The sequence below is a fragment of the Metabacillus endolithicus genome (assembly GCF_023078335.1).
Lineage (GTDB): Bacteria > Bacillota > Bacilli > Bacillales > Bacillaceae > Metabacillus > Metabacillus endolithicus.
In genome coordinates, this window is record NZ_CP095550.1 from 4,973,420 (window position 1) to 4,996,964 (window position 23,545).

Consider the following 23,545-nt stretch of genomic DNA (forward strand, 5'->3'; position numbering starts at 1 on the left):
AACGAACCAAACGAGGGGGAGCTTATGAGTCAATCAAAGCAACGTGGCCTTATGCTCGTTTATACAGGTAATGGGAAAGGGAAAACAACCGCAGCACTTGGTCTTGCCATCCGAGCAACAGGACGTGGAAAAAAAGTGCTCATCATTCAATTTATTAAATCTCCAACACGTACATATGGAGAAAAGCTTCAGTTTGACAAAATTGGCATTGAAATGCATCAAACAGGGATTGGGTTTACTTGGACTAAAACACCAGAAGAGCACCGCGAAGCATTAAAAAAAGCATGGCTTTTACCAAAGAAAAAATTGCATCTAATTCTTATGATGTTGTGATTTTAGATGAGCTAAATAATGCTTTAGCCATTGAAAAATTTCCAATTGAGGATGTTCTTCCACTTCATGAGGTCGTAGATTTGATAAAATCTCGTCCGGAGCATATGCATTTGATTGTTACTGGACGCTCTGCTAAAGAGGAAATCATTGCTGAAGCTGATCTAGTTACAGAAATGAAGGAAGTTAAACATTACTATCACGAGGGCATACCTGCAGTGAAAGGAATTGAATTTTAATGACTGTATTGGAGCAATTTGGTCACGGAGGAGATCTACTCACTGCAGCAAATATATTTGGGCTTGAAGGAAAGCAGGTACTCGATTTTAGTGCAAATATTAATCCTTTGGGTCCACCACAGTCAGTAATGGAGGGCTTAAAAAGTCAGCTTGAAAGCATTATCCATTATCCTGATCCCGGCCAACGAAAACTAAAAAGTAAACTTGAAGAAAGCCTATCCGTTCCATCTTCTCAGCTCGTCATAGGAAATGGGGCTGCCGAATGTATGGCTCTTGTCCTGCTTGCCCTTAAACCTGAAACTGTAGGGGTTGTTTATCCTTGTTTTTCAGAGTATGAACAGCTTTCAAAAGCATTTGGTGCAAAAGTGGAGGGATGTTACGGAAGAGTTGAGCACGATTTAAAGCCTGATATGGTAGAACTTTTAAGATTAATAAGCAAAGTGAATCTGCTGTTTATCGGACATCCTAATAATCCCTCAGGTACAGTCTATACATTGGATGAGTTAAAACAAATTGCAGATTCAGCTGAAAAATCAAATACGTATGTCGTGATTGATGAAGCATTTATTGACTTTTTAGCTAATGGATCGGATCTTACTCTACTTCCTTATCTAGAAAACTATCAACATATGATCATTGTTCGGTCGATGACAAAGTTTTACGCCATTCCAGGTCTTCGCCTAGGTTACGCAATCGCGAGTTCTGAGATTATTGGAAAAATGGTCGTAAAACAAGTGACTTGGAGCGTAAATCAACTAGCCCTAATAGCTGGGGAATATTGCTTAAACGAAAAAGCATATGCTGACGAAACAATCACTCTTATTACGGAACAAAGAGAGTATGTTAAATCAAAAATTGAACGTGAACTAGGATGGTACGTTTTTGACGGACATGCTAATTATTTATTAGTTCGATCTCAAAAAAACATGGGAGCACATGATCTTCAATGGAAACTCGGACAAAAAGGGATTTTAATAAGATCCTGTTCTATGTATAAAGGATTAACAGAACATGATTTTCGCATCGCTATTAGATCTCAAGAAGAAAACAATGTGCTACTAGATGCATTAATAGATGTGAAGCTTAAAGGATGTGAAAATGGATGACCATGACCTTTATAACCGGAGGAATTCGTTCAGGTAAAAGTGAGTATGCAGAACGCTTGGCTAATGAAAGTACAAATGTCTTATATGTAGGATTTGGTGTAATAACAGATGATGAAATGCAACAGCGAATTGAAGTTCATCAAAAACGTCGCCCTAATCACTGGGGGTTACTATCAAACCCTACTGAATTACCTATCTTTGGATCTACTAATGAAGATAACGAAGCTATTTTAGTTGATTGTTTGTCAACATGGTTAGCAAACCGCTGTATGAGCATCCCTGAAGAAGAATTAAAATCAAAAGACCATCAGGAAACGATTTTATTAGAGTTACAAAGTTGGCTAGAGCAAATCAAGCAGCTTACAGAACACGTTATTATTGTTTCAAGTGAAGTAGGTTTAGGAGGAGTGGCCTTGTATCGTTTAGGAAGATTTTATCAAGATGTGCTCGGTAAAATGAATCAATTAACTGCCGAAGCAGCTGATGAAGCATTTGCCGTTATGTCAGGGTTGCCATTGCGCTTGAAATGATCAAGGCCTTTTTATCTGCTCTCTCATTTTTAACAAGAATACCAGCTCCATCTTCTCAATTATCGAGTAAAGATTGGCAAAAAAGTGTGATTTTTTATCCGCTGGTTGGACTTCTAATCGGTATGATTATAGCTTTAGGTTCTGTATTACTCGTTGAGGTTTTTCCACTCACAATTACAGCTTTTTTCCTCTTAGTGTTATGGATCTGGATAACAGGAGGTCTCCATCTTGATGGGTGGATGGATTTGGCTGATGGACTGGGGAGCAATCGTTCTCGTGAGATCATGCTTGAGATTATGAAAGACAGCCGGGTCGGTGCAATGGGTGTGATTGCAGCCATTTTATTAATGATAGGAAAAGGAATGGCGATCTACGAATTGCTTTCTATGAATCTTACCTTCCTCTTCATTTTTTCACCTTTGTTTGCTCGTTTGGTGCTCATATGTTCGATAAAGGCTTTTCCTTATAAAAAGGAAGGTGGATTAGGTGAAGGTCTTCAACGTTACTTAACAATTCCTGTTATCGTCTTAAACCTAGCATTTGTTTTAGCTATAACATTCTTTTTACTTAGCTTTCATGGTCTCATTTTATTTATCTTATCTGTTATCGTTAGTACGATTTTTGTTTTGTATGTTTTTAAAAAGCTAGGGATGTTAACGGGAGATTGTTACGGGGCCATCATCGAATGGAGTGAATGTGTCTCATTATTTTTGGCGATTGCGATTTGGAGGTTGTTTTAAGGTGAAAATGATTCTTATAAGACATGGTGAAACAAACGAAAATGCAGCTGGACGCTATTTAGGTCACTATGATGCACCTTTAAACAAATTAGGTCAGCAACAAATTCAAAGCTTAGCAAACAATCTCTTCCATACGCTTGGAAAAGAAAGTATCTCAGCACTCTACTCAAGTGACCTTTTGCGTGCAAAAGAGAGTGCACAAATAATCGGTGAAGCTCTTCAAATGAAACCAGCTGCAAATGCTGCACTAAGAGAGCTTTCATTTGGTAAGTGGGAATGTAAAACCTATGATGAAATCATGTCTGAAGCACCTATGCTTGTAACAAATTGGATCAATGATCCTTTTAAACTCGCTCCACCTGATGGGGAAACGCTTGATGAGCTTGGGTTACGTGTTTCTGATTGGTTCAAACAAGTACTTTGTCAGCACACCCCTAATGACATCATTTTGATTGTTAGTCATCAAGGTCCTATACGCTGGCTTTTGAGCCATTATTATTTAGGGAATTCAACAAAGTATTGGGATGTAGAAGGCGTAAAGCATGGTAGCGGGGTTTTACTGGAATTTGATCAACAAATAGAAAAAATAATATCAGTACAAAAAATAGGATGAAGTGAAAAACATGGCACAACCTTTTAAAAATCAACAGCATCACCACTCAAAAGTGTGGCCTGAACTCTCATTAAAACGTAGAGATGATCATTTAATCTTCCAATCAACTTTTCCGTTAGAATCTTTTAGCAGTGCAGTTTTCGGTGGTGGATTTCAAATGGCTACTCATTATTTCAACTGGCAAGTACCTCTCCAATATGCCTCTAATGATCCAGTGAAACAAATTGAGGAAAAAGTGAACTTTTGGGGATATCCAAAACAGCAAACAATTGGTCTTCAAACAGCAGCAAAAATTGAATTAGGATCTGTTCAGGAAATACACGGAGATGAATTTCGAATGGTTGTTTGTGTCACAGCTGGTGTAGGCAACAAGGCTAGAGCCGGTAAAAAGCGAAAAACATATTCTGCCTATCAGTATGGGACAATCAATACATTTATTTTTATAGATGGAAACTTAACTCATTCTGCTATGATCAATAGCATTATTACAGCTACTGAAGCAAAGGCTGCAGCTTTACAGGATTTACGTATTGTTGATGAAGCTGAAGAGGATGCTACAGGTACCACAACTGATTCGATTGTCATTGCCGCTACACAAGACCCTGCCTATCCTACCCATCAGTTTGCCGGTACAGCAACAACGATCGGCAATTCAATTGGGTGTTTAGTTTATGATGCATTAACTGAAGTCGTAACAAATTGGAGAGAGGAAGAAAAGCTTCGATGTTAACTACTTCTATTATTCTTGTTTTCTCTTATCTGGTTGATCGATTCGTTGGAGATCCACGAAACTTACCTCATCCTGTTATTTTTATAGGAAAAGGTATTAGCTTACTAGAAAAGCTGATTAGAAAAGTCTTTCATGATGAAAGGAAACTAAAGGTTGTTGGGTTACTTTTTCCGATTGTTATTGTTGGGTTAACCTACTTGCTTACTGCGATCGTTCTTATCATTGCTCATCAAATCAATAATTGGCTTGCGATATGTATAGAGGTATGGCTTATTTCTACAACCATTGCGACAAAAGGTTTAGCTGACGCCGGAAGGGATGTTTACAAGCCTTTACAAGAAAAAGACCTTCCTAAAGCAAGACAAAGCTTAGGCATGATTGTTGGACGAGATACCCATTCACTGGACGAAAACGAGATTAGCAGGGGAACCATTGAAACGGTTGCTGAAAATATTGTAGATGCGATTATCTCACCACTTTTTTATGCATTAATCGGCGGTGCTCCTTTAGCTATGGCATATCGAGCTGTTAATACACTAGATTCAATGGTGGCTTATAAAAATGAGAAATATCGAAATTTAGGGTGGGCCTCAGCTCGACTTGATGATCTTTGTAACTATATTCCGGCTCGAATAACAGCTGTCCTTATTCTTGCTGCTTGCTGGATTACACGTCTTGATATTCGGGGAGCATGGAGTAGCATCAAAAATGATGCAAAACTACATCCTAGTCCTAATAGCGGAATACCAGAAGCAGCAGTTGCTGGGGCATTGGGTATTCAACTAGGAGGGACGAATTATTACAATGGCATTGCATCTCATCGAGCCAAAATGGGTGTTCCCAAGAGGAGAATTGAAGCAAATGATATTCTTCACACGATAAAAATCATGCATATTTCTTCGATAATAGGCTTGGTTATTTTCTTCATTTTGTCGATTTTCATTACTGTGTACGTATACTAGATTAAGAGGAAATTGAGGTTGTAAACATGCGGATTGGTTATGGAATATGTAATGGTACATTTGGAGAGCTAGTACAGGGAGTATATAACAAGCAGCCCTTTTTAATTACAATGCCAATTCCAGTACTAACAAGCAAATCCATATTTATTCCAAATGAAACAAAAACCATTATTGGTCATTCTTCCTATTCCAAAGCTGTTTTGGCCTGTAATAAGTTACTTTCTTTGTTTAATAAAAATGTCGGGGGAACGATAGATCTTGCTTCAAACATACCTAGAGGGAAAGGGATGGCAAGTAGTTCAGCAGACCTTGTTGCTGCGATGAAAGCAGTCGCGGATGGGTGTTTCATTGAGGTGAATAATAAAATTCTCTCTACAATTGCAACAGAAATTGAACCTACTGATGGAGTGATGTATGAAAATGTTGTTGCTTATAACTACAAAAACGGTAGCCTAATGGAATCGTTCGGAAACTTACCTCCATTTGATTTATTAGGAATTGATGTTGGTGGTTATATCGATACGATTCAATTCAACCAACAGCGTAAAATCTACTCGCGACAAGATCTGAAAGCTTTTCATCATGCCTTCCATTTAATTAAAACAGGAATACAGACTCAGAATTTAAGCTCCATTTGTCAGGCATCAACAATAAGTGCAAAGATAAATGAAAAAATTCTCCCTAAAAAGTACTTTGATGAAATGGAAAAAATAGCAGCTATCTGTCAAGGTGGTGTCGTTGTTGCACACAGCGGGACAATGATTGGTATCCTGTTTGAGCATGATCATCCATACAAAAACGATTGTTTGCTTCAATTTAAAAAGCTCGTTGATGATACTAAAGCAGTTCCGTTCTATTACAGTCATAAGAAGTTTGAAGTAAGGGATGAAAATCTCCATTTATATGTGAGGTGATTCTATTATGTTTTCTAAAGAAGAAAAAGAGGCTATTTATAAGGTTATTGAAACAAGAAGAGATGTTCGAAGCTTTAATCAAGATTCTGTTTCAATGGATGCTGTTAATCGAATTTTAGAAGCAGCCCACCATGCACCTTCTGTTGGTTTTATGCAGCCATGGAATTTTATCTTAGTGGAATCAGATGAGATCAAACAGAAACTAGCTTGGGCAGCAGATAAGGAAAGGCGAGCCCTTGCTATTCATTATGAAGAAGATGAGCGGGCATCCAAATTTCTCTCTCTTAAAATTGAAGGATTAAAAGAAGCTCCTTTAACAATTTGTGTAACATGTGATCCTACAAGAGGTGGCTCACATGTTTTAGGTCGTAACTCAATTCCGGAAACAGATATGATGTCAACAGCATGTGCGATTCAAAATATGTGGCTGGCTTCATGTGTAGAAGGATTAGCAATGGGCTGGGTTAGTTTTTATAAAAAGGCTGATGTGCGCGATATATTAGGTATTCCACCACATATTGATCCGGTTGCATTGATCTCGATTGGCTATACAGATGATTATCCGAAGGCACCAATCTTAGAATCGGCAAAATGGGAAAAAAGACGATCATTAGAAAAACTAATATATAAAGAATTATGGGGTAGTTCGTAATACATTCATAACAGGTGCTTTACTCGTAACTAGAAAAGTAAAGCTTAAATGGTAATCCGAGATCTTTGGTTGAGCCAGCCTGTTTGTTTTAATAGAAGCAAATGATGGACAACCATTCATTTTTTCTGTAGGAGGAAATTGGAATGAAAAGAAACTATAAGTGGGCACTTTTAATAGCTGTCTTAGGATTAACAAGTTATTTTTGGGTAAATTCATACAAAAGTGCCTATGCAATGCATATAATGGAAGGATTTTTACCAATTGGATGGGCTGTTTTTTGGTGGGCACTAACACTTCCGTTTATCATTTTTGGCTTAAAAAGTATCCAAAAAATGTGAGTGAACATCCTGAATTGAAAACAATGCTAGGTGTTTCCGGGGCATTTGCCTTTGTATTATCACCTAAAGATTCCGTCCGTAACGGGCAGCTGTTCTCATCCAACTGGAGTTGGTTTAGGTGCCGTTTTATTTGGCCCAACAGCGATGAGTGTCATCGGGACGATTGTTTTACTTTTTCAATCATTATTATTAGCACATGGTGGGTTAACAACTTTAGGAGCAAACGCTTTTTCGATGGCAGTTGTTGGCCCATTTATCGCATACGGTATCTATAAATTAGGAAGAAAAATGAAGCTGTCCTTTGCTGTATCTGTTTTTCTTGCTGCGATGCTAGGTGATTTAGGTACATACATTGTTACATCTGTTCAATTGTCACTAGCGTTTCCAGCTGAAGTTGGTGGATTTTTTGCTTCTTTTATTAAGTTTGCCGGTATTTTTGGTATCACACAAATCCCACTAGCAATAAGTGAAGGATTGTTAACAGTTATCGTGATGAATTTGTTAATAAAATACAATATGACTGAATTAACGCACTTACCTACTGTTAAGGAGGCAAGCTAAAGATGAAAAACTTATTGTTATTTTTACTTGTTATTTTATTAGCTATATTCCCTTTGTTTTTACAAAAAGATGCGGAGTTTGGCGGAGCAGATGGTCAAGCAGAAGAAATGATTGGGGAATTGGCTCCATCGTATGAGCCTTGGTTTTCATCGATTTGGGAACCTCCAAGTGGTGAAATTGAAAGCTTGCTTTTCTCGTTACAAGCAGCAGCAGGTGCTATTTTTATCGGTTATGTGATCGGTTTTGGACGAGCTAGAAAAAAATACTCGTCAAAAGAATAAAGGAGTTTGAATGTTAAAAATTGATCAGTACGCCTATATAAATGATCTGAAACACATTCACCCGGCTGAGAAAGTAGCGTTTGCGTTTGTTTTTTTGCTCTTTACGATTATCACGAAAAATAACAGCATTGGCTGCCTCACATTTATTATCATGAGCATAAGCGTTGTTTTTGCAGCTAAAATACCGTTATCTCAATATATAAAGCTTTTATTATTACCATCTTTATTTTTGCTAACAAGTATGATGACGATTGTGATTTCAGTTACTCCGATAAGCAGTATGGTAAATCCGCTTTGGCAAATAGAAATAGGATCTTGGTTTATCTATACTAGCTTAGCGAATTTGAAACAAGCCTTGGATCTAGGTACAACCGTGATGGCTAGTATAAGTTGCTTATACTTTCTGATTCTAACTACGTCCATCAACCAGATTCTGTGGGTATTAAAACAATTAAAACTTCCAATTTTATTCATTGAATTAGTTGGAATGACGTACAGATTTATCTTCGTACTTTTAGATAAAATGCATGAAATTTTTCTTGCGCAGTCAAGTAGACTAGGCTATCAAAATTATAAGGACTGGATCACATCAGTAGCTCAATTAATTGTTAGTCTTTTTATAAAATCCTCTCAATCTGCAAAAGAATTGCAAACAGCGATTGAAAGTCGTGGCGGTGAAGAGGGATTATATGATATTGAAATAGGAATGGCTATTAACCGGTCCCGATGTGCGGGGATTTTGGTAGTAGTGGTGGGGGGCTTCTCACTATTTCAATTTTAACAAGATAAATCTTAGATCGCAGAAATGAGGTGCCCTATGAAATCACCACTCGTTACACTAGAAGATGTTTCATATCAATATGGGGACGGAACAATAGCTTTAAACGATATCAAACTTTCAATTGAGCAAGGTAAGAAAATTGCTTTAATTGGAAATAATGGGGCAGGAAAATCCACCCTATTTCTACTCCTCAATGGTATTATTAAGCCTTCAAAAGGTTTCATTACATATAAAGGGAAAAAGATTACCTATAATCGAAAAGAAATCAAACAACTTCGTCAACGTGTTGGCATTGTCTTTCAAAACCCTGATTCCCAGCTTTTTTCATCAAGTGTATATGAAGACATCATGTTTGGGCCGAAAAATTTAGGATTACCACTTGATCTTGTGAAGCAAAAGGTGCAAGAGGTGATGAGACTAACAGAAACAGAATCACTAAAAGATAAACCACCACATTTTCTCAGCATTGGTCAAAAAAAGCGAGTCTCAATCGCTGGTGTGATGGCAATGGAGCCAGAGCTTATGATCTTAGATGAACCAACAGCTGGACTGGATCCTTATTACTCCAGAAAGATCATGGAATTACTTGGAACTCTTCATAGCCAGGATCGAACAATGATCCTGTCTACACATAATGTAGATCTTGCTTATGAATGGGCGGATGAGGTCATTGTGTTACATGATGGGGAGATTCTGTCTCAAGGAGCACCATATAATGTGTTTCAACAAATAAACGTTCTTCAGAAAAGTCACTTAGAAAAACCGTGGGTGATGGAGGTTTATGAAAAACTACTTGAAACGACAGGTGTAACATCAACCACTTATCCTTCAAAAAAAGCAGAATTTTTCGAAATGATGAAGAAATTGTTAAGCGATAAAACCCCTCCAATTAAAGAGGGGGTTTATTTATTTCTTTCCGAAAACAAATAAAATGCCATGAAAAATTAAAACAAATGAGAAAAATAAAACAGTAAGTTCGCCTAAAAAGATAACCAATTGACTAAGCGGAGCTAAAGGTTCACTTAAAGGTACATTAATTAAAGCAAAACCTGCAATCATACAAGCTAAAAATAAAAAAGGATGTCGATCAAACACCTAAAGCACTCCTTTTTGTTATTTATATGAATCAATTTCATAATGCATAATTGTTTACCCAAAAAACGGAGAAAATTTGTCTTAACGCTTGAGAAAAAGTTCGTTTTTTGATTGAAAGGCAATTTATTATGGAATTTACTCATACTAAAAAGATAAATTTTATTCCTTTCTATATCATATTTTTAATCTAACAGATTGTTCATAAATATTTTGGGGTGAAGCCATAAAGGAAAATTAGTAATTATACAATTTTTCCCTTTTGTTCATTCTATTCATTAAGCTATTTATTTGGGAATGATAACAGTAGCCTATATAAAGGAGTTTAAAAATGGAATCCAAATATTCTCTAGTACACAAACATGAAGATACGATGTTTATTCTTTGTGTACTTTCAACGGTTTTTTTAGCCATTTATTTATTACTATCTGTTGTAGGGATTATTATCTTTTTGGCCATCGCGATACTATCGATTTTTTCGCACATTATATCAATGTCACATATCCAACTTAATGGTGTAAGGCTAAGAGAATCTCAATTTCCTGAATTGTATCAGAAGGTTAGTCACTTAGCTAACAAAATGGAGATGGAAACTGAACCAGAGGTATATATTGTCGAATCAGGTGGTCTATTAAATGCTTTTGCCACAAAAGTCTTAGCGATTTCAGGGAAAAGCATGATTGTGTTGTATTCTGATTTTGTTGATATTGCGGAAGAAGCAGACGATTTTGATATTGATTATGTGATTGCACACGAACTTGCCCATCTTAAACGAAATCATGTGGTGAAAAGTGCATTTCTTTCACTAAGCATGTGGATTCCTTTTATCGGAACAGGTTATTTAAGAACTGCAGAATATACATGTGATCGCATGGCTGCTTATTATACAGAAAAACCTGAAAGTGCGATAAATGGCTTATTGGTATTAGCTGCCGGCAGGCGTTTATACCATAAGGTTAATGTGGAAGATTATTTACAGCAATATAATGAAAAAAGGGGTTTTTTCACAACGTTAACTGAATTGCTTTCAACACATCCACCTCTTCCGAAACGGATTTACGAAATTGAACATTTTTCTGAAAGAGAGCCGGGCATTACCTTACTTAGCCGCACGAAAATGGCTGTCATCATTATGATCATTGTTTTTCTGTTCATCCCAATTGCAATTGCAGGTGGAGCTGTTGGTGCAACATTATTGGCAGCAAAATTCAATTTACTTAGTGATGTTTATCCTTCTGAATATAGTCCACTTATGCAAGCAATTATCGATGATGATATGGATCAAGTACAATTACTTATAGAAGAAGATGCAGATCCAAATGAGGTAAATGAGTATGGTGAAAATCCTTTAATTGTTGCTATTTCATACGAAAGACAGGACTATATACCATTCCTTTTAGAAGCCGGTGCTGATCCAAATCTTCAGGATGATTATGGCTGGACTCCCTTAATACAAGCTGTCATGATGGAAGATTTAGAGTCAGGAAGATTATTACTAGAAGCCGGTGCTAATCCAGCACTCGAGGATGTTGATGGACTTACAGCAATTGATCATGCTACTGACTTGGGATACTTAGAATTTGTTGAGCTTTTAACTCAATATAAATAAGTTTTATAAAAGAGCTGGGTGACAGCTCTTTTTCGCTTTTATTTTTTAAATGAGTACTCATATTAAAAATACTTAAATATTTTCGCTTATTACCGATATAAAGATAGAAAACACGGTTGTCTACATACAGGGGGATTCATTATGAAAAGTATTAAGTGGAAAATGTTACTATCCTTTGGAGTGATCTTACTCTTTTTGTGTATAGTTGCGGTAAGTACCTTCACACAAATTAACAAATATAATAAGGACGTTGAATTACTTGTCACAAAAGATCTAGAACTTCTAATAATTGATGAAAAACTAAGTGCGAATATTCAAGAAAGAATAGCATTAATTCGTGGGTATGTCATTTTTGAAGAAGAAGAATATATAACAAAATTTAATGAAACTACTGAGGAAAGTAAGGAACTTCAAGATCAATTACTTTTACTAACAGATTCAGACCAAGCTAAGCAGTTGATTGAGAAAAGTGTTGAATGGCGGTCAATCATTCAGGAAGAATTGTTAACAGCAATTCAAAATGGAAATAAAGATGAAGCACTAAATATTTTAAAGAACACGGTAACACCGTTGGGAAGAGAAATTGACACCGGATTTAAAGAATTAGCAGAAAATCGTGAAGTGGGAATAAAAGATTTAGGAGATAAACTAATAAATTCAGGTTCGTCAATTGTTTTAGTTATATCGATTATCTCATTTTTAGCCATTGGCATTGGAATCATTCTCTCTTTTTATATGGCAAGATCTATTTCAAAACCTATTTTACAAGTAGTGGATCGAATGGAGTTAATAGCAGCAGGTGATTTAAGTGTTGAGCCTTTAAATAGTAAAACAAAAGATGAGGTTGGAAAGCTTATCAATTCTGTGAATACGGTTGTAATAAATTTAAGATCTTTACTTGGTACAATCAATGATTCAACTATGCAGGTTTCAGCTTCTAGTGAACAACTTTCAGCAAGTGCGGAACAAAGTACAATGGCTGCTGAACAAATCTCTGAATTAGCTCAAACAGCTGCAATAGGAGCCGAAAAACAACAATCTAGTTCCGAGGAAGTCCTTTCCTATATGCAAGAATTGGCTGCTGGTTTAACACAAATAGCAGAAACTAGTCAAAACGTTAATCAAGATACTAGGAGTGCCTTTGAAGCAACAATTGAAGGAGAAAATTCAGTTGCAACAGTTGTCACTCAGATGAATCATATACAAAAGTCAGTTGAGAACTCATCGACTATTATTTCTGAGTTAGGAGAACGTTCAAAAGAAGTCGGACATATTATTAATATCATCTCTTCTATTTCAGAACAGACCAACTTGTTAGCGTTAAATGCAGCAATAGAAGCTGCTCGTGCAGGCGAGCATGGTAAAGGTTTTGCTGTTGTTGCAGACGAAGTACGTAAGCTTGCTGAGGAAACAAAAATTTCCACACAACAAATATCTTCTATTTTATTAAAAATACAGGAAGAAACTAGTAATGCTGTTGCTTCAATGAAAACAGGTTCTGAACAAGTAGAAAGCGGAATTGTTTTCACAAGTAAAGTAAATGAATCGTTCAACATAATTAAACATGCCAATCAGCAAGTGAAAGAGAAAGTAGCAGATGTGGCGGTCGCAATTGAGCAATTGACAAATGTAAGTAATAATGTGTTAACACATACATCTGAGGTTTCAGAGTTAGCTAAGGAGAGTACAAAATATAGTCAAGATAGCTCTGCAGCAAATGAAGAGCAACTTGCCACAATGGAGGAAATCTCTGCTTCTGCTGAAGCTTTGTCAAATTTAGCTGAGGATTTAAAAACAAGCATGACGAAATTTAAATTATAAGTGTTAAGGAACTATTCAATAAGAATAGTTCCTTTTTTGTTGAATCGTCCTCATTTTTTTCATAGTTGTTAAAATATTTTGTAACTAATCCCCAAATGAATAGTCTCTTTTCAGTTGGTTATAAATAATCAGATAGAAACCAATTTCTGACTTAAAAAGAGGTGTTTTACTTGTTTGGTTTTTTAAGGAGAAAAGCTCAGTTCCAACAGCAGGAATACTTCAAAGAAAAGAAGGATACTGGTGGTCCTAAGCCGGAATTGGTTTCTGATATGGAGAAAAACATTAAACAAATTCAAGATTTGATGGATTCTCCAAACGATTTAATCGTTAGAAGGTTATCATTCAGGAACAAAGGGCTTTGTCTCATTTACTTTGATGGTCTTGCTGACAAAGAAACGATCAATCATTATATTATTCGTACCATACAATCTGAGCTTAAAGAAGATAATATTGATCACTATTCAACTGAGAAGCTTCTAGAAAAATTTGAAAATGAGATAGTGGCAATTCCTGAAGTAAAGATAACAAACACGCTAGATGATGTAAGTTTAGCGATTCTTTCAGGTGATACTGCTTTAATGATTGATTCAGAAGATAAAGTTTTGCTTATTGGAACAAAAGGCTGGGAAAGCCGTAGCATTTCAGAGCCTGTTACAGAAGCATTAGTACGTGGACCAAGAGATGGGTTTACAGAGAATATTCAAACTAATATTGTTCATTTAAGACGAAGGATAAAAGATCCTAACTTGCATTTTGAATCTTTTAAAGTGGGAAGACGCTCAAAAAAGGACCTTATTATATCGTATGTAGCAGGAATTGTTCATCCTAAAATTGTGAAAGAAATAAGAAGACGCGTTCAATCAATTGATATGGATGATGTTCTTGAATCAGGTTATGTGGAACAATGGATTGAGGATGATTTTTTATCTCCTTTTCCTCAAATTCAAAACACGGAAAGACCTGATAAAGTTGCCGCTGCAATTCTACAAGGAAAGGTGGCTATTTTTTTAGATGGAACACCATTTGTCCTTTTGGCACCAATTACGTTTGCGGAAACCCTGCAATCACCAGAGGATTATTATGAACGCTGGTATATTGGCTCATTAATAAGAGGATTAAGGTATTTATGTGCGTTTATTGCTTTATTTTTACCAAGCTTATACGTTGCTTTAGTTTCATTCCACCCCGGAATGATTCCATCAAAACTTGCCTTTTCCATTTCTTCGACTAGAGATGGAGTGCCGTTCCCGTCTTTAATAGAGGCACTTTTTATGGAAATAACAATGGAAATACTACGTGAGGCTGGTATCAGGCTTCCAAAGCCAATTGGACAAACGGTAGGTATTGTTGGTGGTTTAGTTATTGGTGAAGCTGCTGTTAGTGCTGGTATTGTTAGCCCAATCATGGTGATCGTTGTAGCAGTTACAGCTATCGCTACCTTTGCCATTCCATTTTATTCCTTTGCTATTACAATTAGGATGCTTCGCTTTTTCTTCTTAATTGTAGCTGGCTTTTTTGGGTTCTATGGGATCATTTTGGCTTATATCATGATCAACATCCATATGGCAAACTTAAAATCAGTGGGTGTACCATATACAACACCTTTTGCACCAACATTCTACAGTGATTGGAAAGATCTCGTGTTTCGTGCACCTCTTACTTTTTTCCGGAAACGACCACATTATTTGGAACCAGAAGACGAGAGTCGTATGAAAAAGGAGGAAGGCCAATGAAAACTGTAGAATATGCTGACCAAGAAATAGATGGGAAGGAATTGGCTTTTATCATTGCCTCAATGATGATTGGAATTGGAGTCCTAACCTTGCCACGTCTCGTAGCAACACACACAAAAGGATTAGATGGCTTGGTTTCTATTTTATTTAGTGGAAGTTTTTTTCTGTTTTTTGGGTGGCTGTTAGCTAAAAGTATTTCAAAGTTTCCAAAAAAATCGTTTTTTGAGTATACATCGGATATGATGACGAAACCGGTTGCGCTGGGATTAACCTCTATACTGGCCCTCGCATTTCTATTTACTTGTGCATTAGAAACAAGAGTGATTGCCAATATTTCAAAGCTTTATATGTTTGATCAAACACCAATTGAGGCCATAGCACTCACTTTTCTGTTAGTTGTGGTTTATTGTGTGTCAGGCTCAAGAGTTGCTTTATTAAGACTTAATTTAATGTTTTTACCAATTGTACTTACGGTCACATTAATTGTTCAGTTTTCGAATATCTCATTGTTTCAGCTTAGTAATATTCAACCATCTTTTACAACTTCATTAAATGGGTATTGGCAAGGTGCACAAGAAACAACTTTTTCTTTTATTGGTTACACCGTTATCCTTGTATATATTTCCCTTTTAAAGTCACCAAAAGTCGCACCCAGAATGACGATGGTTGGGATAGGAATTCCGATCCTACTGTATCTGGTGATCTATACGATTACAATAGGGGTTTTTGGAAACTTAGCTACTTCTGAAATCATTTATCCAACAATAGAAATTGCCAAAGAGATTGAAGCACCTGGAGGTTTTATTGAAAGATTTGAGTCCATTTTTTTTACAGTTTGGATTATGACTGTATTCAATACATGTTCAATGGCTTTTGATATTAGCATTCATTTGCTGCATTCTATTACAAAATTAAAAAGGAAAACGATTATTCTTATTTTATCACCGCTTATTTATTTTGTTGCTGTAACACCGGAGAATGCATATCAAATTCAGCTGCTAGGAAAAATACTGGCTGGTATTGGTTTTTTCTATGGAGTTATTTTTCCAGTTATATTTTTTTCCCTAACAAAAATAAGAAAGGTTATTCAACATGCATAGATGTAAGATACTTGTCGTTTTCCTTATTTTATTACTATGTAGTGGTTGTTGGGATGCAATTGAGATCGAGCAGCGTGGTTTTGTTATTGGTGCAGGAATCGATTTAGATGAAGAAAATAGCAAAATGCCTCTCAAATTAACTCAACAATTTGTCGTTCCTTCTGCAATAGGTATGAATGCAGATAGTGATCCTGCTTTTCAAAATATTGTTTCATCAGGAAATACCATGTTTGAAACAGTTAGACGAGTGGCTGCGAGAACAAGTCGATCTCCTTTTTATGAGCACATTAAGCTCATTGTTTTTTCAGAACAGGTAGCAAAATCAGATTACTTTCCTGATGTGCTGGACTATTTTCTCCGGTACCCAGAAATGCGAAGAGGGACTCAAGTGATGATTACACCAGAGAATGCGCTAGATATTCTAGAAGTGAGACCTGCTAATGAAAAATTACCAACCATGTATATTCAATCCATTTCAAAAAACAACTATAAAAATGCAAGAATGATCCCACCTACAAGAATTGGTGATTTGCATGAAAAATTACTTGATCATGAAAGCTTCATGGTTCAGATGATCCAAAAAATAAATGACGAAGAAGTGAAAATAGCAGGTCATGCTGTAATCAACGGAAGTTCAGATAAACTGGTTGGTTTTATTGGGGAAGAAGCTACGGAAGGGGTAAATTTTATAACGGGAGAGATTGAAGGCGGACTTCTAGAAGCGAAGGTTGATGATGAAGTTGTTGTTTATGAAATGGAAAAAGTTCAATCTGAAATATCCCCTATATTTAATAAGCCCTGATGATATTACCTTTAAGGTAAATATTAAAACATCAGGTTCAATTCCTGAAACTTATAAAACGTTTGATTTATTAAATGATGAGGAATTAGACCATACAGAACAAGCAATAGAAAAAAGAATAGATGAATTTACTGATATAGCCATTAAAAAAGTTCAACAAGAACTGCAAACGGATATTTTTAAATTCGGGGAAACATTGAGTGTAAAGTATCCGGATGAATGGGAGAAAATTAAGGATAAATGGGATTATGGAGAAAATTGTTTTAAAGAAGCCAAAATTGAAGTAACTGTTAACTCAGTAATTAGTAAAAGCGGAGCAATAAATCGATCAACATTACAATGATGGAGGTAAAATGAGAGATTTTTTTCAGCTTTTAATACCCACTGTCAGTGAATTGTTTTGCATGTTTTTAGCGTTTTTTATCCCTTTTGTTCTTTATCGAATCAGCGGAAAGCTGTATGAGGTTGGCAATCCAAGTTGGAAGCATAAAGAAGAAAATGAATAAGCGAGAAAACCTTGTAAAAGTATTTTTTACAAGGTTTTCTCTGTTGAATTAGTTTCTGAGGTTTTTTTATGATGCTATTTAGGTCATTATATTTTTCATCGTTGGTTTTTCATTATATGATGGAAATGAGATAGGAGGCAAAATGAATGGTTAAAGAAATGTATCTTAACAACAAGTTACTTAAACTAAATCATTACAATGAAGAATTGACACAAAATTCACTTAGCGTTTCACTTGAATTTTTCGTAACTAGTGAAGAATATCATGAAATCACAACATTACTTTATGAAAACAATTTTCTTGTGAAAGTTCCTGAGAAGGAGTATTCTTTTCAGGCAATCATAACAAACTATTCAACTTCATTAACAAATCTTTATGAAAAAGGGCAAGTTGCGACTTTTTCATTACGTTTACTTGAGGTAAAGGGGTAATGATGAAGTTAAGCATATTAGATCAATCACCTATTTCATCAAATCAAACTGCGCAAGAGGCGTTAAACGAATCATTAAGGCTCGCTCAAGTAGGGGAAGAATTAGGGTATACACGTTATTGGATTGCAGAGCATCATGATTTACCAGGCTTGCTTGTTCAGTGCCAGAAGTAATGTTAAGTTACATTGGGGCAGGCACAAGTAAAATAAGAATTGGTTCGGGAGCTGTTTTATTACCTTATTACAGGCCTTATAAAGTGGCTGAAACCTACAACATGCTATCAACATTGTTTCCAAATCGGATCGACATCGGTATAGGAAGAGCGCCAGGTGGTTCCGCCGAAGCAACAAATGCATTATCAGATACCTTTTTACAGCAAGTTTGGGACATGCCGAAAGCTGTTGAAGAACTTCTTCATTTTATTCAACGAGATTTTCCTCAAGATCATCCCTATTCTAAAATCTCTGCCGCTCCAGTCCCAGACATTGCACCTGAAGTGTGGCTTCTTGGTACAAGTAAGAAAAGTGCCTTACTAGCTGCAGAAAATGGACTGAGTTACGCATTTGGGCACTTCATGAGTGAGAATGACGGGAAAGAAATGATTACACAATATCTAGATGCGTTTGAATCTAAGAAATCTGAAAAACATCCCTATGTAATTTTAACTGTATCAGTGATTTGTGCGGAAACAACTGAGCGAGCTGAAGAAATCGCCCTAAGTTCATTCATATGGGGGATACAGCAAGGAAAAGGTGAAGGACAACAGGGGATACCCTCTATTGAGGAAGCAAAAAATTATAAACTAACAGAAAATGAAAAACAGTCTCTTGAAAAAAGAAAGCAAAAAACAATTATCGGTAATCCTATAACCGTTAAACAACAACTAGCTGAATTAAAAAAGTATTATCATGCAGATGAAATGATGATTGTGACGATTACTCATTCCCCAGAAGATCGTTTACAATCATACCGTTTAATCGCTAATGCCTAATTTAACTTTTTTTAAAAAAGTGCGTATCAATAAGCGCGCTTTTTTTGTTTTGGTAGAAACTTTTTTTAACTAAATACAGTCTTATCTTTGAGGAATATTTTATATAAAATAGAAAAGACTGGAACGTTAAAAAGAAAGCAGGTATTATATGGGGAAAAGATTATATTATTTAGATTATTTAAGAGTTATTTTAACAATTGTTGTGATTGTTCATCATACTGCGATTGCATATGGAGCAGGCGGGGATTGGATTTATAAAGTTGTTGATGATGATGAGTTAACAATTTCTATGATTGTATTAACCCTTTTCACAGCTGTGAATCAAGCTTATTTTATGGGTTTTTTCTTCTTCATTTCGGGTTATTTTACACCTGGTTCATATGACCGAAAAGGAGCTTCCTCTTTTTTAAAGGAACGTTTTATGCGTCTTGGCATTCCATTGCTATTTTACGTGTTTATATTAGGTCCTGTTATTACCTATTATGCTCATTTTCGAGAAACGAAGTCTCTATCAACCTACTATATGAAAGAAGTATTCACCTTTCACACGATACATTTTGGACCACTATGGTTCGTTGAAACTCTCATTTATTTTACTATTTTATATGTTATTATTCGTAAGTTAATGAAGCAAAATACTGTGTTGAAAATAAATCCACCAACGTCACTACGTTTATTCGTTACAGCTATCCTGCTAGGGATAACAGCATTTCTTGTTAGACTAGTTTACCCTGTTGGTGAGAGTTTCTTAGGATTACAATTTGGTTATTTCCCTTCCTATATTTTGTTGTTTATTGTGGGGATTATCGCTAAGCGCCATAACTGGTTAGAGTTAATAAATAAGAAAGTTGTGAAAAGATGGCAGTTGATCTCTATTATAACGATTCCAGTTTTACCAATTGCTTTAATTGCAAATGGTGCTTTGGATGGTGGTCTAGAGTTTGAAGGTGGTATTAATGTTCAAGCACTTGTTTATGCATTATGGGAGCCTTTTGTTGCTATTGGTCTTATTTTAGGATTTCTATCTTATTTCAAAGAACATATTAACAATCCAAGTTCTTTTAAAAATATCTTATCACAAGCAGCATATACCGTTTATATTATTCATCCAGCAATCATTGTTGGACTGAGTTTATTATTTCATGGAACCTTTTATCCAATGATTGAATGGATCATAGTGAGCTGTTTAGCCATCATTCTTTGCTTTTTTATTAGTAGCCTTATTATTAAAATTCCCGGTATGAAAAAGATTTTATAGGAGATTCTTTGTGAATAATAGTTAAGATATAGTCAAATCTATAAATATGATCATAAAAAAGGAGTTTATAATATGAAGGAATTTGAAATAGAGCATATGATTATTGATGATGGATTTGACGGGGAAGAATGTGTAACAGCTGATTTTACACATAGCAATAAAGAATACAGCATTACGTTTAAGAAATCAGACCTTGAACTAATCAATGCATGGGTATTTGAAAACGAAACATCATTACCGGCAAACTTATCAGACAATTTAATTGAATCATTGAGAGATGAGGTAAGAAAACAAATATAGTTTTACATATAAAAAGATGCGTTCAGTAGAATGCATCTTTTTAACGAAATTAAGTAGAGCTAATTTTATACAAAAGATGATCTTTCATCTTTGGCTCTATATCTTTAAAGAGACCTGTTTTATCTTCTTCATAAGCTACGTTTATTAACCACTTAGTAAATGGCGCAACATTCATTGCTTCAATTTCATCTAAGCTGTAAAAGCCTGCTTCATCGGATTCAATTCCATCAGGCGTTGGAGTTCCATCTAAATAGTCCATCACAAACGCTACATATAGATTATGAACTTGACGGGGAAGATCCCGAATTGCAACGATTCTGTTTACCTTTGCTTTTATTCCAGCTTCTTCTTCAACTTCACGCTCAACTGTTTCTTCAATTGACTCTAACTGTTCAATATACCCACCAGGATTTGTCCAATATCCTTTCCCAGGGTCATGAACCGTTTGACAAGCAGAAACTTCCCGTCTTTCATAACTAATCCACCAACGCCGATGCTGTAATTCCCCCAAAACACATAATCACAGCTTATACATGCTTTTCTTTCAACACCATCGATTGAACGCATCTCTAGAGGTGACCCACATTTCATACAAAAGTTGACTGACACTGTAACCATCCTTATCTACTATTAAAGTCTTCTTGAAATATTCTACATAGGATGATGTACTTCCTTTATTAAAAAGACAAAAAAAGGAGCAGGTTTACAAAACCTAGCTCCTTTCGAATTTTATGCGACTTGTTTCTTCTGGGCATCTTTCACCTTCTTTATATCTAAGCGTAGAAGAAGTGAAACGATAAAGGCAAGAAGAATGAGAGCGGAAAAAACATAGAACACAGGAATATAGCTATTTGTTGTTTCTCTAATACCTGAAACAAGCATAGGTCCAAACACTCCACCTAATGACCATGTTGTTAATAAATATCCATGAATGGCACCAAGTTGTTTTGTCCCAAATAAGTCACCAATAAAGGCAGGAAGATTAGAGAAGCCGCCTCCATAACAACTAACAACTAACAATATCAGAGCTTGAAATAGTAACGCATTTGTTATTGTAGGAAGAAGGGTAAACGCAACAATCTGAATGACAAAGAAAATGACGAAAACAATAGGTCGACCTAAGAAGTCGGATGCAGCCGCCCAACCAAGTCTGCCTCCACCGTTAAAGATCCCCATAATGCCAACCATCGCAGCAGCTGCTCCTGCTGAAAGGCCGACTACTTCCTGCGCCATTGGTGATGCGACAGATATCATCATAATGCCTGCACTTGTGTTAATTAACATCATAATCCACAGCATCCAAAAACGTTTTGTTTTAACCGCTTCTTTCGCGGTTAATTGTTGAAGATCTTCTTTTATTGGTTTTTTACCAGAAGCAACATCTTTTTTCATTCCTTCAGGCATCCAGCCTTCAGGAGGTGGAGCGATGTAAGAAGCACCAATTACCATTAAAACAAAATAACAAACACCGAGTACATAAAATGTAGAAGGGATCCCTATTGATACAATAAGATCTGCAGCTACAGGTGCTGTTATCAAAGCACCAGAACCAAACCCAAGTACAGCCATTCCTGTAGCTAAACCTCTTCGATCTGGAAACCATTTTATTAAGGTAGAAACAGGAGAGATATAACCAATACCTAAGCCTAAGCCACTAGCAACTCCATAAGTTAATAAGAAAAGTGGTAGAGATTCAATGCTCACGGCAAATCCTGAACCAATTTGACCTAAACCGAATAACACTGCTGCTACGATCGCGGATTTACGTGGACCATTTTTTTCTACAAAACTACCAAATAAAGCAGCAGAGGAACCAGCAAGCGCCATCATAATTGTAAAGGCAATAGCAGCTTCAGTTGCTGACCAGCCTAATGTTTCACTTAACGGATTTTTATAAACACTATAAGCATAAGCTGCTCCAATTGAAATATGAATAGCGATAGCAGAGAGGGCGATTAACCATCTATTTTTTGTTGTCTTCATGTACATTTCTCCTTTACGAGTAAGATTGTTGAGACGAAAACATAAAAACATAGATGTGAAAACAAAGGTGAGGAGTTCGACAGTAACGTCGAATTTTGTAAGCGATTACAATTCCGGCTATCAAAAAGATTCAGAACTTAAACAGGGTGTTAATGATTCCTTTCAAATATCATAACAAAATTTCTCTATTCTTCCAATCTTTAGATAGGTTATCACCTATTATACAATATTATGAAAATATTTAAACTGTTATAATACAAAAAAATATCCGAATTTTGTCACTTCCTGCGCTTGCCTAGGAAATAATAAAGCGTATTCTGATAAATCAGAATACACTTTATGTCTTTCTAAACCTCACAAGAATCATCCGTACATGTAGCACCTTTTTCATCATTCATACTAATAAAAGGCCCATCTTGCTCGTTAATTTGGTTGATTGCACCAATAAATGTTTCGGTTGGTTGTGCACCGCTTATGGCATATTTTCGATTAATCAGGAAAAAAGGAACACCTTGAATTCCTAGTTCTTGTGCTTCTTGTTCATCACTACGAACATCATCAGTCATTTCGTCGCTATTGAGTAAGTTTGTTACTTTTTCACGATTCAATCCAACTTCAACTGCTAAATCCGTCAAAGTAGAAGTATCACCAATATGCTTAGATTCTGTAAAGAAAGCATGCAGTATTCTCTCAGCCATTTCATTCATAAGACCATGTGTTTTTGCGTACATCGTTAAACGATGTGCATCAAATGTATTTGTTAACTTCATCGTATCGAATTGATAATCTAATCCAGATTCTCTTGCCATGTCTTCCATGTTGTTGCAGTTAAGCTTTGCTTGCTCAAGGCTCATCCCATATTTTTTTGCTAGTTTTTCATAAATAGTATCAGAAATGTCTCGTTCTGCAGCAGGTTCTAATTCAAAACAACGGTAAACCACTTCAACCTTATGTTCTACCTGTTTTATTGCTTCTTCAAGTCGTCTTTTCCCAATATAACAAAACGGACAAGCGTAATCTGTCCACATTTCAATCAACATGTGAAATCCCTCCAGTTGTATTCGTTTTTAGTATACTAATTCAATCCTTAAATAAAAAATAAAATGCCTCAGCTGTTGATGATGTTTTTAGAATTACCCAAC

Annotated in this window: 25 protein-coding genes and 4 pseudogenes; 24 read left to right on the forward strand and 5 right to left on the reverse strand. The window is 36.0% G+C overall.

Features of this window, described 5'->3' with window-relative positions; all coding sequences use genetic code 11:
* Positions 1 to 51: 51 nt before the first annotated feature.
* The 13 genes and pseudogenes from cobO (at position 52) to MVE64_RS25395 (ending at position 9,707) form a co-directional block, all read left to right on the forward strand.
* Positions 52 to 569: pseudogene (gene cobO, locus MVE64_RS25335) on the forward strand (cob(I)yrinic acid a,c-diamide adenosyltransferase).
* Positions 569 to 1,675, forward strand: coding sequence for a threonine-phosphate decarboxylase CobD (cobD, locus tag MVE64_RS25340; RefSeq protein ID WP_247342273.1), 1,107 nt, complete (start codon positions 569 to 571; stop codon positions 1,673 to 1,675). Before cobO ends, cobD begins: the two are co-directional and overlap by 1 nt.
* Positions 1,672 to 2,205: a bifunctional adenosylcobinamide kinase/adenosylcobinamide-phosphate guanylyltransferase gene (gene cobU, locus MVE64_RS25345; RefSeq protein WP_247342275.1), complete on the forward strand. Its 534-nt coding sequence runs from the start codon at positions 1,672 to 1,674 to the stop codon at positions 2,203 to 2,205. The genes cobD and cobU overlap by 4 nt, the downstream gene beginning before the upstream one ends.
* On the forward strand, positions 2,202 to 2,945 hold the full coding sequence (cobS, locus tag MVE64_RS25350) for an adenosylcobinamide-GDP ribazoletransferase (protein WP_247342278.1): 744 nt from the start codon (positions 2,202 to 2,204) through the stop codon (positions 2,943 to 2,945). The genes cobU and cobS overlap by 4 nt, the downstream gene beginning before the upstream one ends.
* A 7-nt stretch (positions 2,946 to 2,952) precedes the next feature.
* Positions 2,953 to 3,558: a histidine phosphatase family protein gene (locus MVE64_RS25355; RefSeq protein ID WP_247347250.1), complete on the forward strand. Its 606-nt coding sequence runs from the start codon at positions 2,953 to 2,955 to the stop codon at positions 3,556 to 3,558.
* Between the two features lie 10 nt (positions 3,559 to 3,568).
* Positions 3,569 to 4,288, forward strand: a complete 720-nt coding sequence (locus MVE64_RS25360) for an adenosylcobinamide amidohydrolase (RefSeq protein WP_247342280.1) — start codon at positions 3,569 to 3,571, stop codon at positions 4,286 to 4,288.
* Positions 4,282 to 5,250, forward strand: a complete 969-nt coding sequence (gene cbiB, locus MVE64_RS25365; protein WP_247342282.1) for an adenosylcobinamide-phosphate synthase CbiB — start codon at positions 4,282 to 4,284, stop codon at positions 5,248 to 5,250. The genes MVE64_RS25360 and cbiB overlap by 7 nt, the downstream gene beginning before the upstream one ends.
* Before the next feature lie 26 nt (positions 5,251 to 5,276).
* A complete protein-coding gene (locus MVE64_RS25370) occupies positions 5,277 to 6,164 on the forward strand; it encodes a GHMP family kinase ATP-binding protein (RefSeq protein WP_247342285.1) in 888 nt (295 codons plus the stop codon).
* A 7-nt stretch (positions 6,165 to 6,171) separates the two neighbouring features.
* Positions 6,172 to 6,816: a 5,6-dimethylbenzimidazole synthase gene (gene bluB, locus MVE64_RS25375; protein ID WP_247342288.1), complete on the forward strand. Its 645-nt coding sequence runs from the start codon at positions 6,172 to 6,174 to the stop codon at positions 6,814 to 6,816.
* A gap of 242 nt (positions 6,817 to 7,058) precedes the next feature.
* Positions 7,059 to 7,715: pseudogene (locus MVE64_RS25380) on the forward strand (energy-coupling factor ABC transporter permease).
* A gap of 2 nt (positions 7,716 to 7,717) precedes the next feature.
* The gene (locus MVE64_RS25385; RefSeq protein ID WP_098796936.1) at positions 7,718 to 7,996 is read left to right on the forward strand and encodes an energy-coupling factor ABC transporter substrate-binding protein; all 279 of its coding nucleotides are present in this window, start codon (positions 7,718 to 7,720) and stop codon (positions 7,994 to 7,996) included.
* A gap of 10 nt (positions 7,997 to 8,006) precedes the next feature.
* Positions 8,007 to 8,777: a cobalt ECF transporter T component CbiQ gene (cbiQ, locus tag MVE64_RS25390; RefSeq protein ID WP_247342291.1), complete on the forward strand. Its 771-nt coding sequence runs from the start codon at positions 8,007 to 8,009 to the stop codon at positions 8,775 to 8,777.
* 36 nt (positions 8,778 to 8,813) lie between these two features.
* A complete protein-coding gene (locus tag MVE64_RS25395; protein WP_247342292.1) occupies positions 8,814 to 9,707 on the forward strand; it encodes an energy-coupling factor ABC transporter ATP-binding protein in 894 nt (297 codons plus the stop codon).
* Here the strand turns inward: MVE64_RS25395 and MVE64_RS25400 are convergent.
* Positions 9,684 to 9,872, reverse strand: coding sequence for a hypothetical protein (locus MVE64_RS25400; protein WP_247342294.1), 189 nt, complete (start codon positions 9,870 to 9,872; stop codon positions 9,684 to 9,686). The two genes, MVE64_RS25395 and MVE64_RS25400, sit on opposite strands and share 24 nt — an antisense overlap.
* A 328-nt stretch (positions 9,873 to 10,200) precedes the next feature.
* On the opposite strand from MVE64_RS25400, the gene MVE64_RS25405 reads away from it, so the two are divergent.
* From MVE64_RS25405 to MVE64_RS25455, 11 genes and pseudogenes are all read left to right on the forward strand, one after another.
* On the forward strand, positions 10,201 to 11,478 hold the full coding sequence (locus MVE64_RS25405) for a M48 family metallopeptidase (protein WP_247342296.1): 1,278 nt from the start codon (positions 10,201 to 10,203) through the stop codon (positions 11,476 to 11,478).
* A gap of 141 nt (positions 11,479 to 11,619) precedes the next feature.
* On the forward strand, positions 11,620 to 13,299 hold the full coding sequence (locus tag MVE64_RS25410; RefSeq protein ID WP_247342298.1) for a methyl-accepting chemotaxis protein: 1,680 nt from the start codon (positions 11,620 to 11,622) through the stop codon (positions 13,297 to 13,299).
* 161 nt (positions 13,300 to 13,460) lie between these two features.
* The gene (locus MVE64_RS25415; protein WP_379049804.1) at positions 13,461 to 15,032 is read left to right on the forward strand and encodes a spore germination protein; all 1,572 of its coding nucleotides are present in this window, start codon (positions 13,461 to 13,463) and stop codon (positions 15,030 to 15,032) included.
* Positions 15,029 to 16,132, forward strand: coding sequence for a GerAB/ArcD/ProY family transporter (locus MVE64_RS25420; protein WP_247342303.1), 1,104 nt, complete (start codon positions 15,029 to 15,031; stop codon positions 16,130 to 16,132). Before MVE64_RS25415 ends, MVE64_RS25420 begins: the two co-directional genes overlap by 4 nt.
* Positions 16,125 to 16,934, forward strand: a complete 810-nt coding sequence (locus MVE64_RS25425; RefSeq protein WP_247342306.1) for a Ger(x)C family spore germination protein — start codon at positions 16,125 to 16,127, stop codon at positions 16,932 to 16,934. The genes MVE64_RS25420 and MVE64_RS25425 overlap by 8 nt, the downstream gene beginning before the upstream one ends.
* Positions 16,882 to 17,277: a Ger(x)C family spore germination C-terminal domain-containing protein gene (locus MVE64_RS25430; protein ID WP_247342309.1), complete on the forward strand. Its 396-nt coding sequence runs from the start codon at positions 16,882 to 16,884 to the stop codon at positions 17,275 to 17,277. Before MVE64_RS25425 ends, MVE64_RS25430 begins: the two co-directional genes overlap by 53 nt.
* Before the next feature lie 10 nt (positions 17,278 to 17,287).
* A complete protein-coding gene (locus tag MVE64_RS25435; RefSeq protein WP_247342310.1) occupies positions 17,288 to 17,440 on the forward strand; it encodes a hypothetical protein in 153 nt (50 codons plus the stop codon).
* Positions 17,441 to 17,586: 146 nt separating this feature from the next.
* The gene (locus MVE64_RS25440) at positions 17,587 to 17,871 is read left to right on the forward strand and encodes a DUF3219 family protein (RefSeq protein ID WP_247342313.1); all 285 of its coding nucleotides are present in this window, start codon (positions 17,587 to 17,589) and stop codon (positions 17,869 to 17,871) included.
* A gap of 2 nt (positions 17,872 to 17,873) precedes the next feature.
* A pseudogene (locus MVE64_RS25445) lies at positions 17,874 to 18,862 on the forward strand (LLM class flavin-dependent oxidoreductase).
* 148 nt (positions 18,863 to 19,010) lie between these two features.
* Positions 19,011 to 20,120, forward strand: coding sequence for an acyltransferase family protein (locus MVE64_RS25450; RefSeq protein ID WP_247342316.1), 1,110 nt, complete (start codon positions 19,011 to 19,013; stop codon positions 20,118 to 20,120).
* A gap of 72 nt (positions 20,121 to 20,192) precedes the next feature.
* Entirely contained in the window at positions 20,193 to 20,420 is a 228-nt protein-coding gene (locus MVE64_RS25455) for a hypothetical protein (protein ID WP_121661729.1), read from the forward strand.
* Positions 20,421 to 20,469: 49 nt separating this feature from the next.
* On the opposite strand, the gene MVE64_RS25460 is transcribed toward MVE64_RS25455, so the two are convergent.
* The 4 genes and pseudogenes from MVE64_RS25460 to MVE64_RS25475 all read right to left on the reverse strand — a co-directional run bounded on the left by MVE64_RS25460 (position 20,470) and on the right by MVE64_RS25475 (position 23,443).
* Positions 20,470 to 20,931: an NUDIX domain-containing protein gene (locus tag MVE64_RS25460; protein WP_247342318.1), complete on the reverse strand. Its 462-nt coding sequence runs from the start codon at positions 20,929 to 20,931 to the stop codon at positions 20,470 to 20,472.
* Between the two features lie 41 nt (positions 20,932 to 20,972).
* Positions 20,973 to 21,038, reverse strand: a pseudogene (locus MVE64_RS27990) (hypothetical protein); the annotation flags it as partial.
* 111 nt (positions 21,039 to 21,149) lie between these two features.
* Positions 21,150 to 22,403, reverse strand: a complete 1,254-nt coding sequence (locus MVE64_RS25470) for an L-lactate MFS transporter (RefSeq protein WP_247342321.1) — start codon at positions 22,401 to 22,403, stop codon at positions 21,150 to 21,152.
* A gap of 347 nt (positions 22,404 to 22,750) precedes the next feature.
* On the reverse strand, positions 22,751 to 23,443 hold the full coding sequence (locus MVE64_RS25475) for a DsbA family oxidoreductase (RefSeq protein WP_247342323.1): 693 nt from the start codon (positions 23,441 to 23,443) through the stop codon (positions 22,751 to 22,753).
* Between the last annotated feature and the right edge of the window lie 102 nt (positions 23,444 to 23,545).

Excerpts from the sequence above, each read along its gene's own strand:
- cobD (WP_247342273.1), top strand. The coding sequence starts at position 569 with ATGACTGTATTGGAGCAATTTGGTCACGGAGGAGATCTACTCACTGCA.
- cobU (WP_247342275.1), top strand. The coding sequence starts at position 1,672 with ATGACCATGACCTTTATAACCGGAGGAATTCGTTCAGGTAAAAGTGAG.
- cobS (WP_247342278.1), top strand. The coding sequence starts at position 2,202 with ATGATCAAGGCCTTTTTATCTGCTCTCTCATTTTTAACAAGAATACCA.
- MVE64_RS25355 (WP_247347250.1), top strand. The coding sequence starts at position 2,953 with ATGATTCTTATAAGACATGGTGAAACAAACGAAAATGCAGCTGGACGC.
- MVE64_RS25360 (WP_247342280.1), top strand. The coding sequence starts at position 3,569 with ATGGCACAACCTTTTAAAAATCAACAGCATCACCACTCAAAAGTGTGG.
- cbiB (WP_247342282.1), top strand. The coding sequence starts at position 4,282 with ATGTTAACTACTTCTATTATTCTTGTTTTCTCTTATCTGGTTGATCGA.
- MVE64_RS25370 (WP_247342285.1), top strand. The coding sequence starts at position 5,277 with ATGCGGATTGGTTATGGAATATGTAATGGTACATTTGGAGAGCTAGTA.
- bluB (WP_247342288.1), top strand. The coding sequence starts at position 6,172 with ATGTTTTCTAAAGAAGAAAAAGAGGCTATTTATAAGGTTATTGAAACA.
- MVE64_RS25385 (WP_098796936.1), top strand. The coding sequence starts at position 7,718 with ATGAAAAACTTATTGTTATTTTTACTTGTTATTTTATTAGCTATATTC.
- cbiQ (WP_247342291.1), top strand. The coding sequence starts at position 8,007 with ATGTTAAAAATTGATCAGTACGCCTATATAAATGATCTGAAACACATT.
- MVE64_RS25395 (WP_247342292.1), top strand. The coding sequence starts at position 8,814 with ATGAAATCACCACTCGTTACACTAGAAGATGTTTCATATCAATATGGG.
- MVE64_RS25405 (WP_247342296.1), top strand. The coding sequence starts at position 10,201 with ATGGAATCCAAATATTCTCTAGTACACAAACATGAAGATACGATGTTT.
- MVE64_RS25410 (WP_247342298.1), top strand. The coding sequence starts at position 11,620 with ATGAAAAGTATTAAGTGGAAAATGTTACTATCCTTTGGAGTGATCTTA.
- MVE64_RS25420 (WP_247342303.1), top strand. The coding sequence starts at position 15,029 with ATGAAAACTGTAGAATATGCTGACCAAGAAATAGATGGGAAGGAATTG.
- MVE64_RS25425 (WP_247342306.1), top strand. The coding sequence starts at position 16,125 with ATGCATAGATGTAAGATACTTGTCGTTTTCCTTATTTTATTACTATGT.
- MVE64_RS25430 (WP_247342309.1), top strand. The coding sequence starts at position 16,882 with ATGAAATGGAAAAAGTTCAATCTGAAATATCCCCTATATTTAATAAGC.
- MVE64_RS25435 (WP_247342310.1), top strand. The coding sequence starts at position 17,288 with ATGAGAGATTTTTTTCAGCTTTTAATACCCACTGTCAGTGAATTGTTT.
- MVE64_RS25440 (WP_247342313.1), top strand. The coding sequence starts at position 17,587 with ATGGTTAAAGAAATGTATCTTAACAACAAGTTACTTAAACTAAATCAT.
- MVE64_RS25450 (WP_247342316.1), top strand. The coding sequence starts at position 19,011 with ATGGGGAAAAGATTATATTATTTAGATTATTTAAGAGTTATTTTAACA.
- MVE64_RS25455 (WP_121661729.1), top strand. The coding sequence starts at position 20,193 with ATGAAGGAATTTGAAATAGAGCATATGATTATTGATGATGGATTTGAC.
- MVE64_RS25470 (WP_247342321.1), bottom strand. The coding sequence starts at position 22,403 with ATGAAGACAACAAAAAATAGATGGTTAATCGCCCTCTCTGCTATCGCT.
- MVE64_RS25475 (WP_247342323.1), bottom strand. The coding sequence starts at position 23,443 with ATGTTGATTGAAATGTGGACAGATTACGCTTGTCCGTTTTGTTATATT.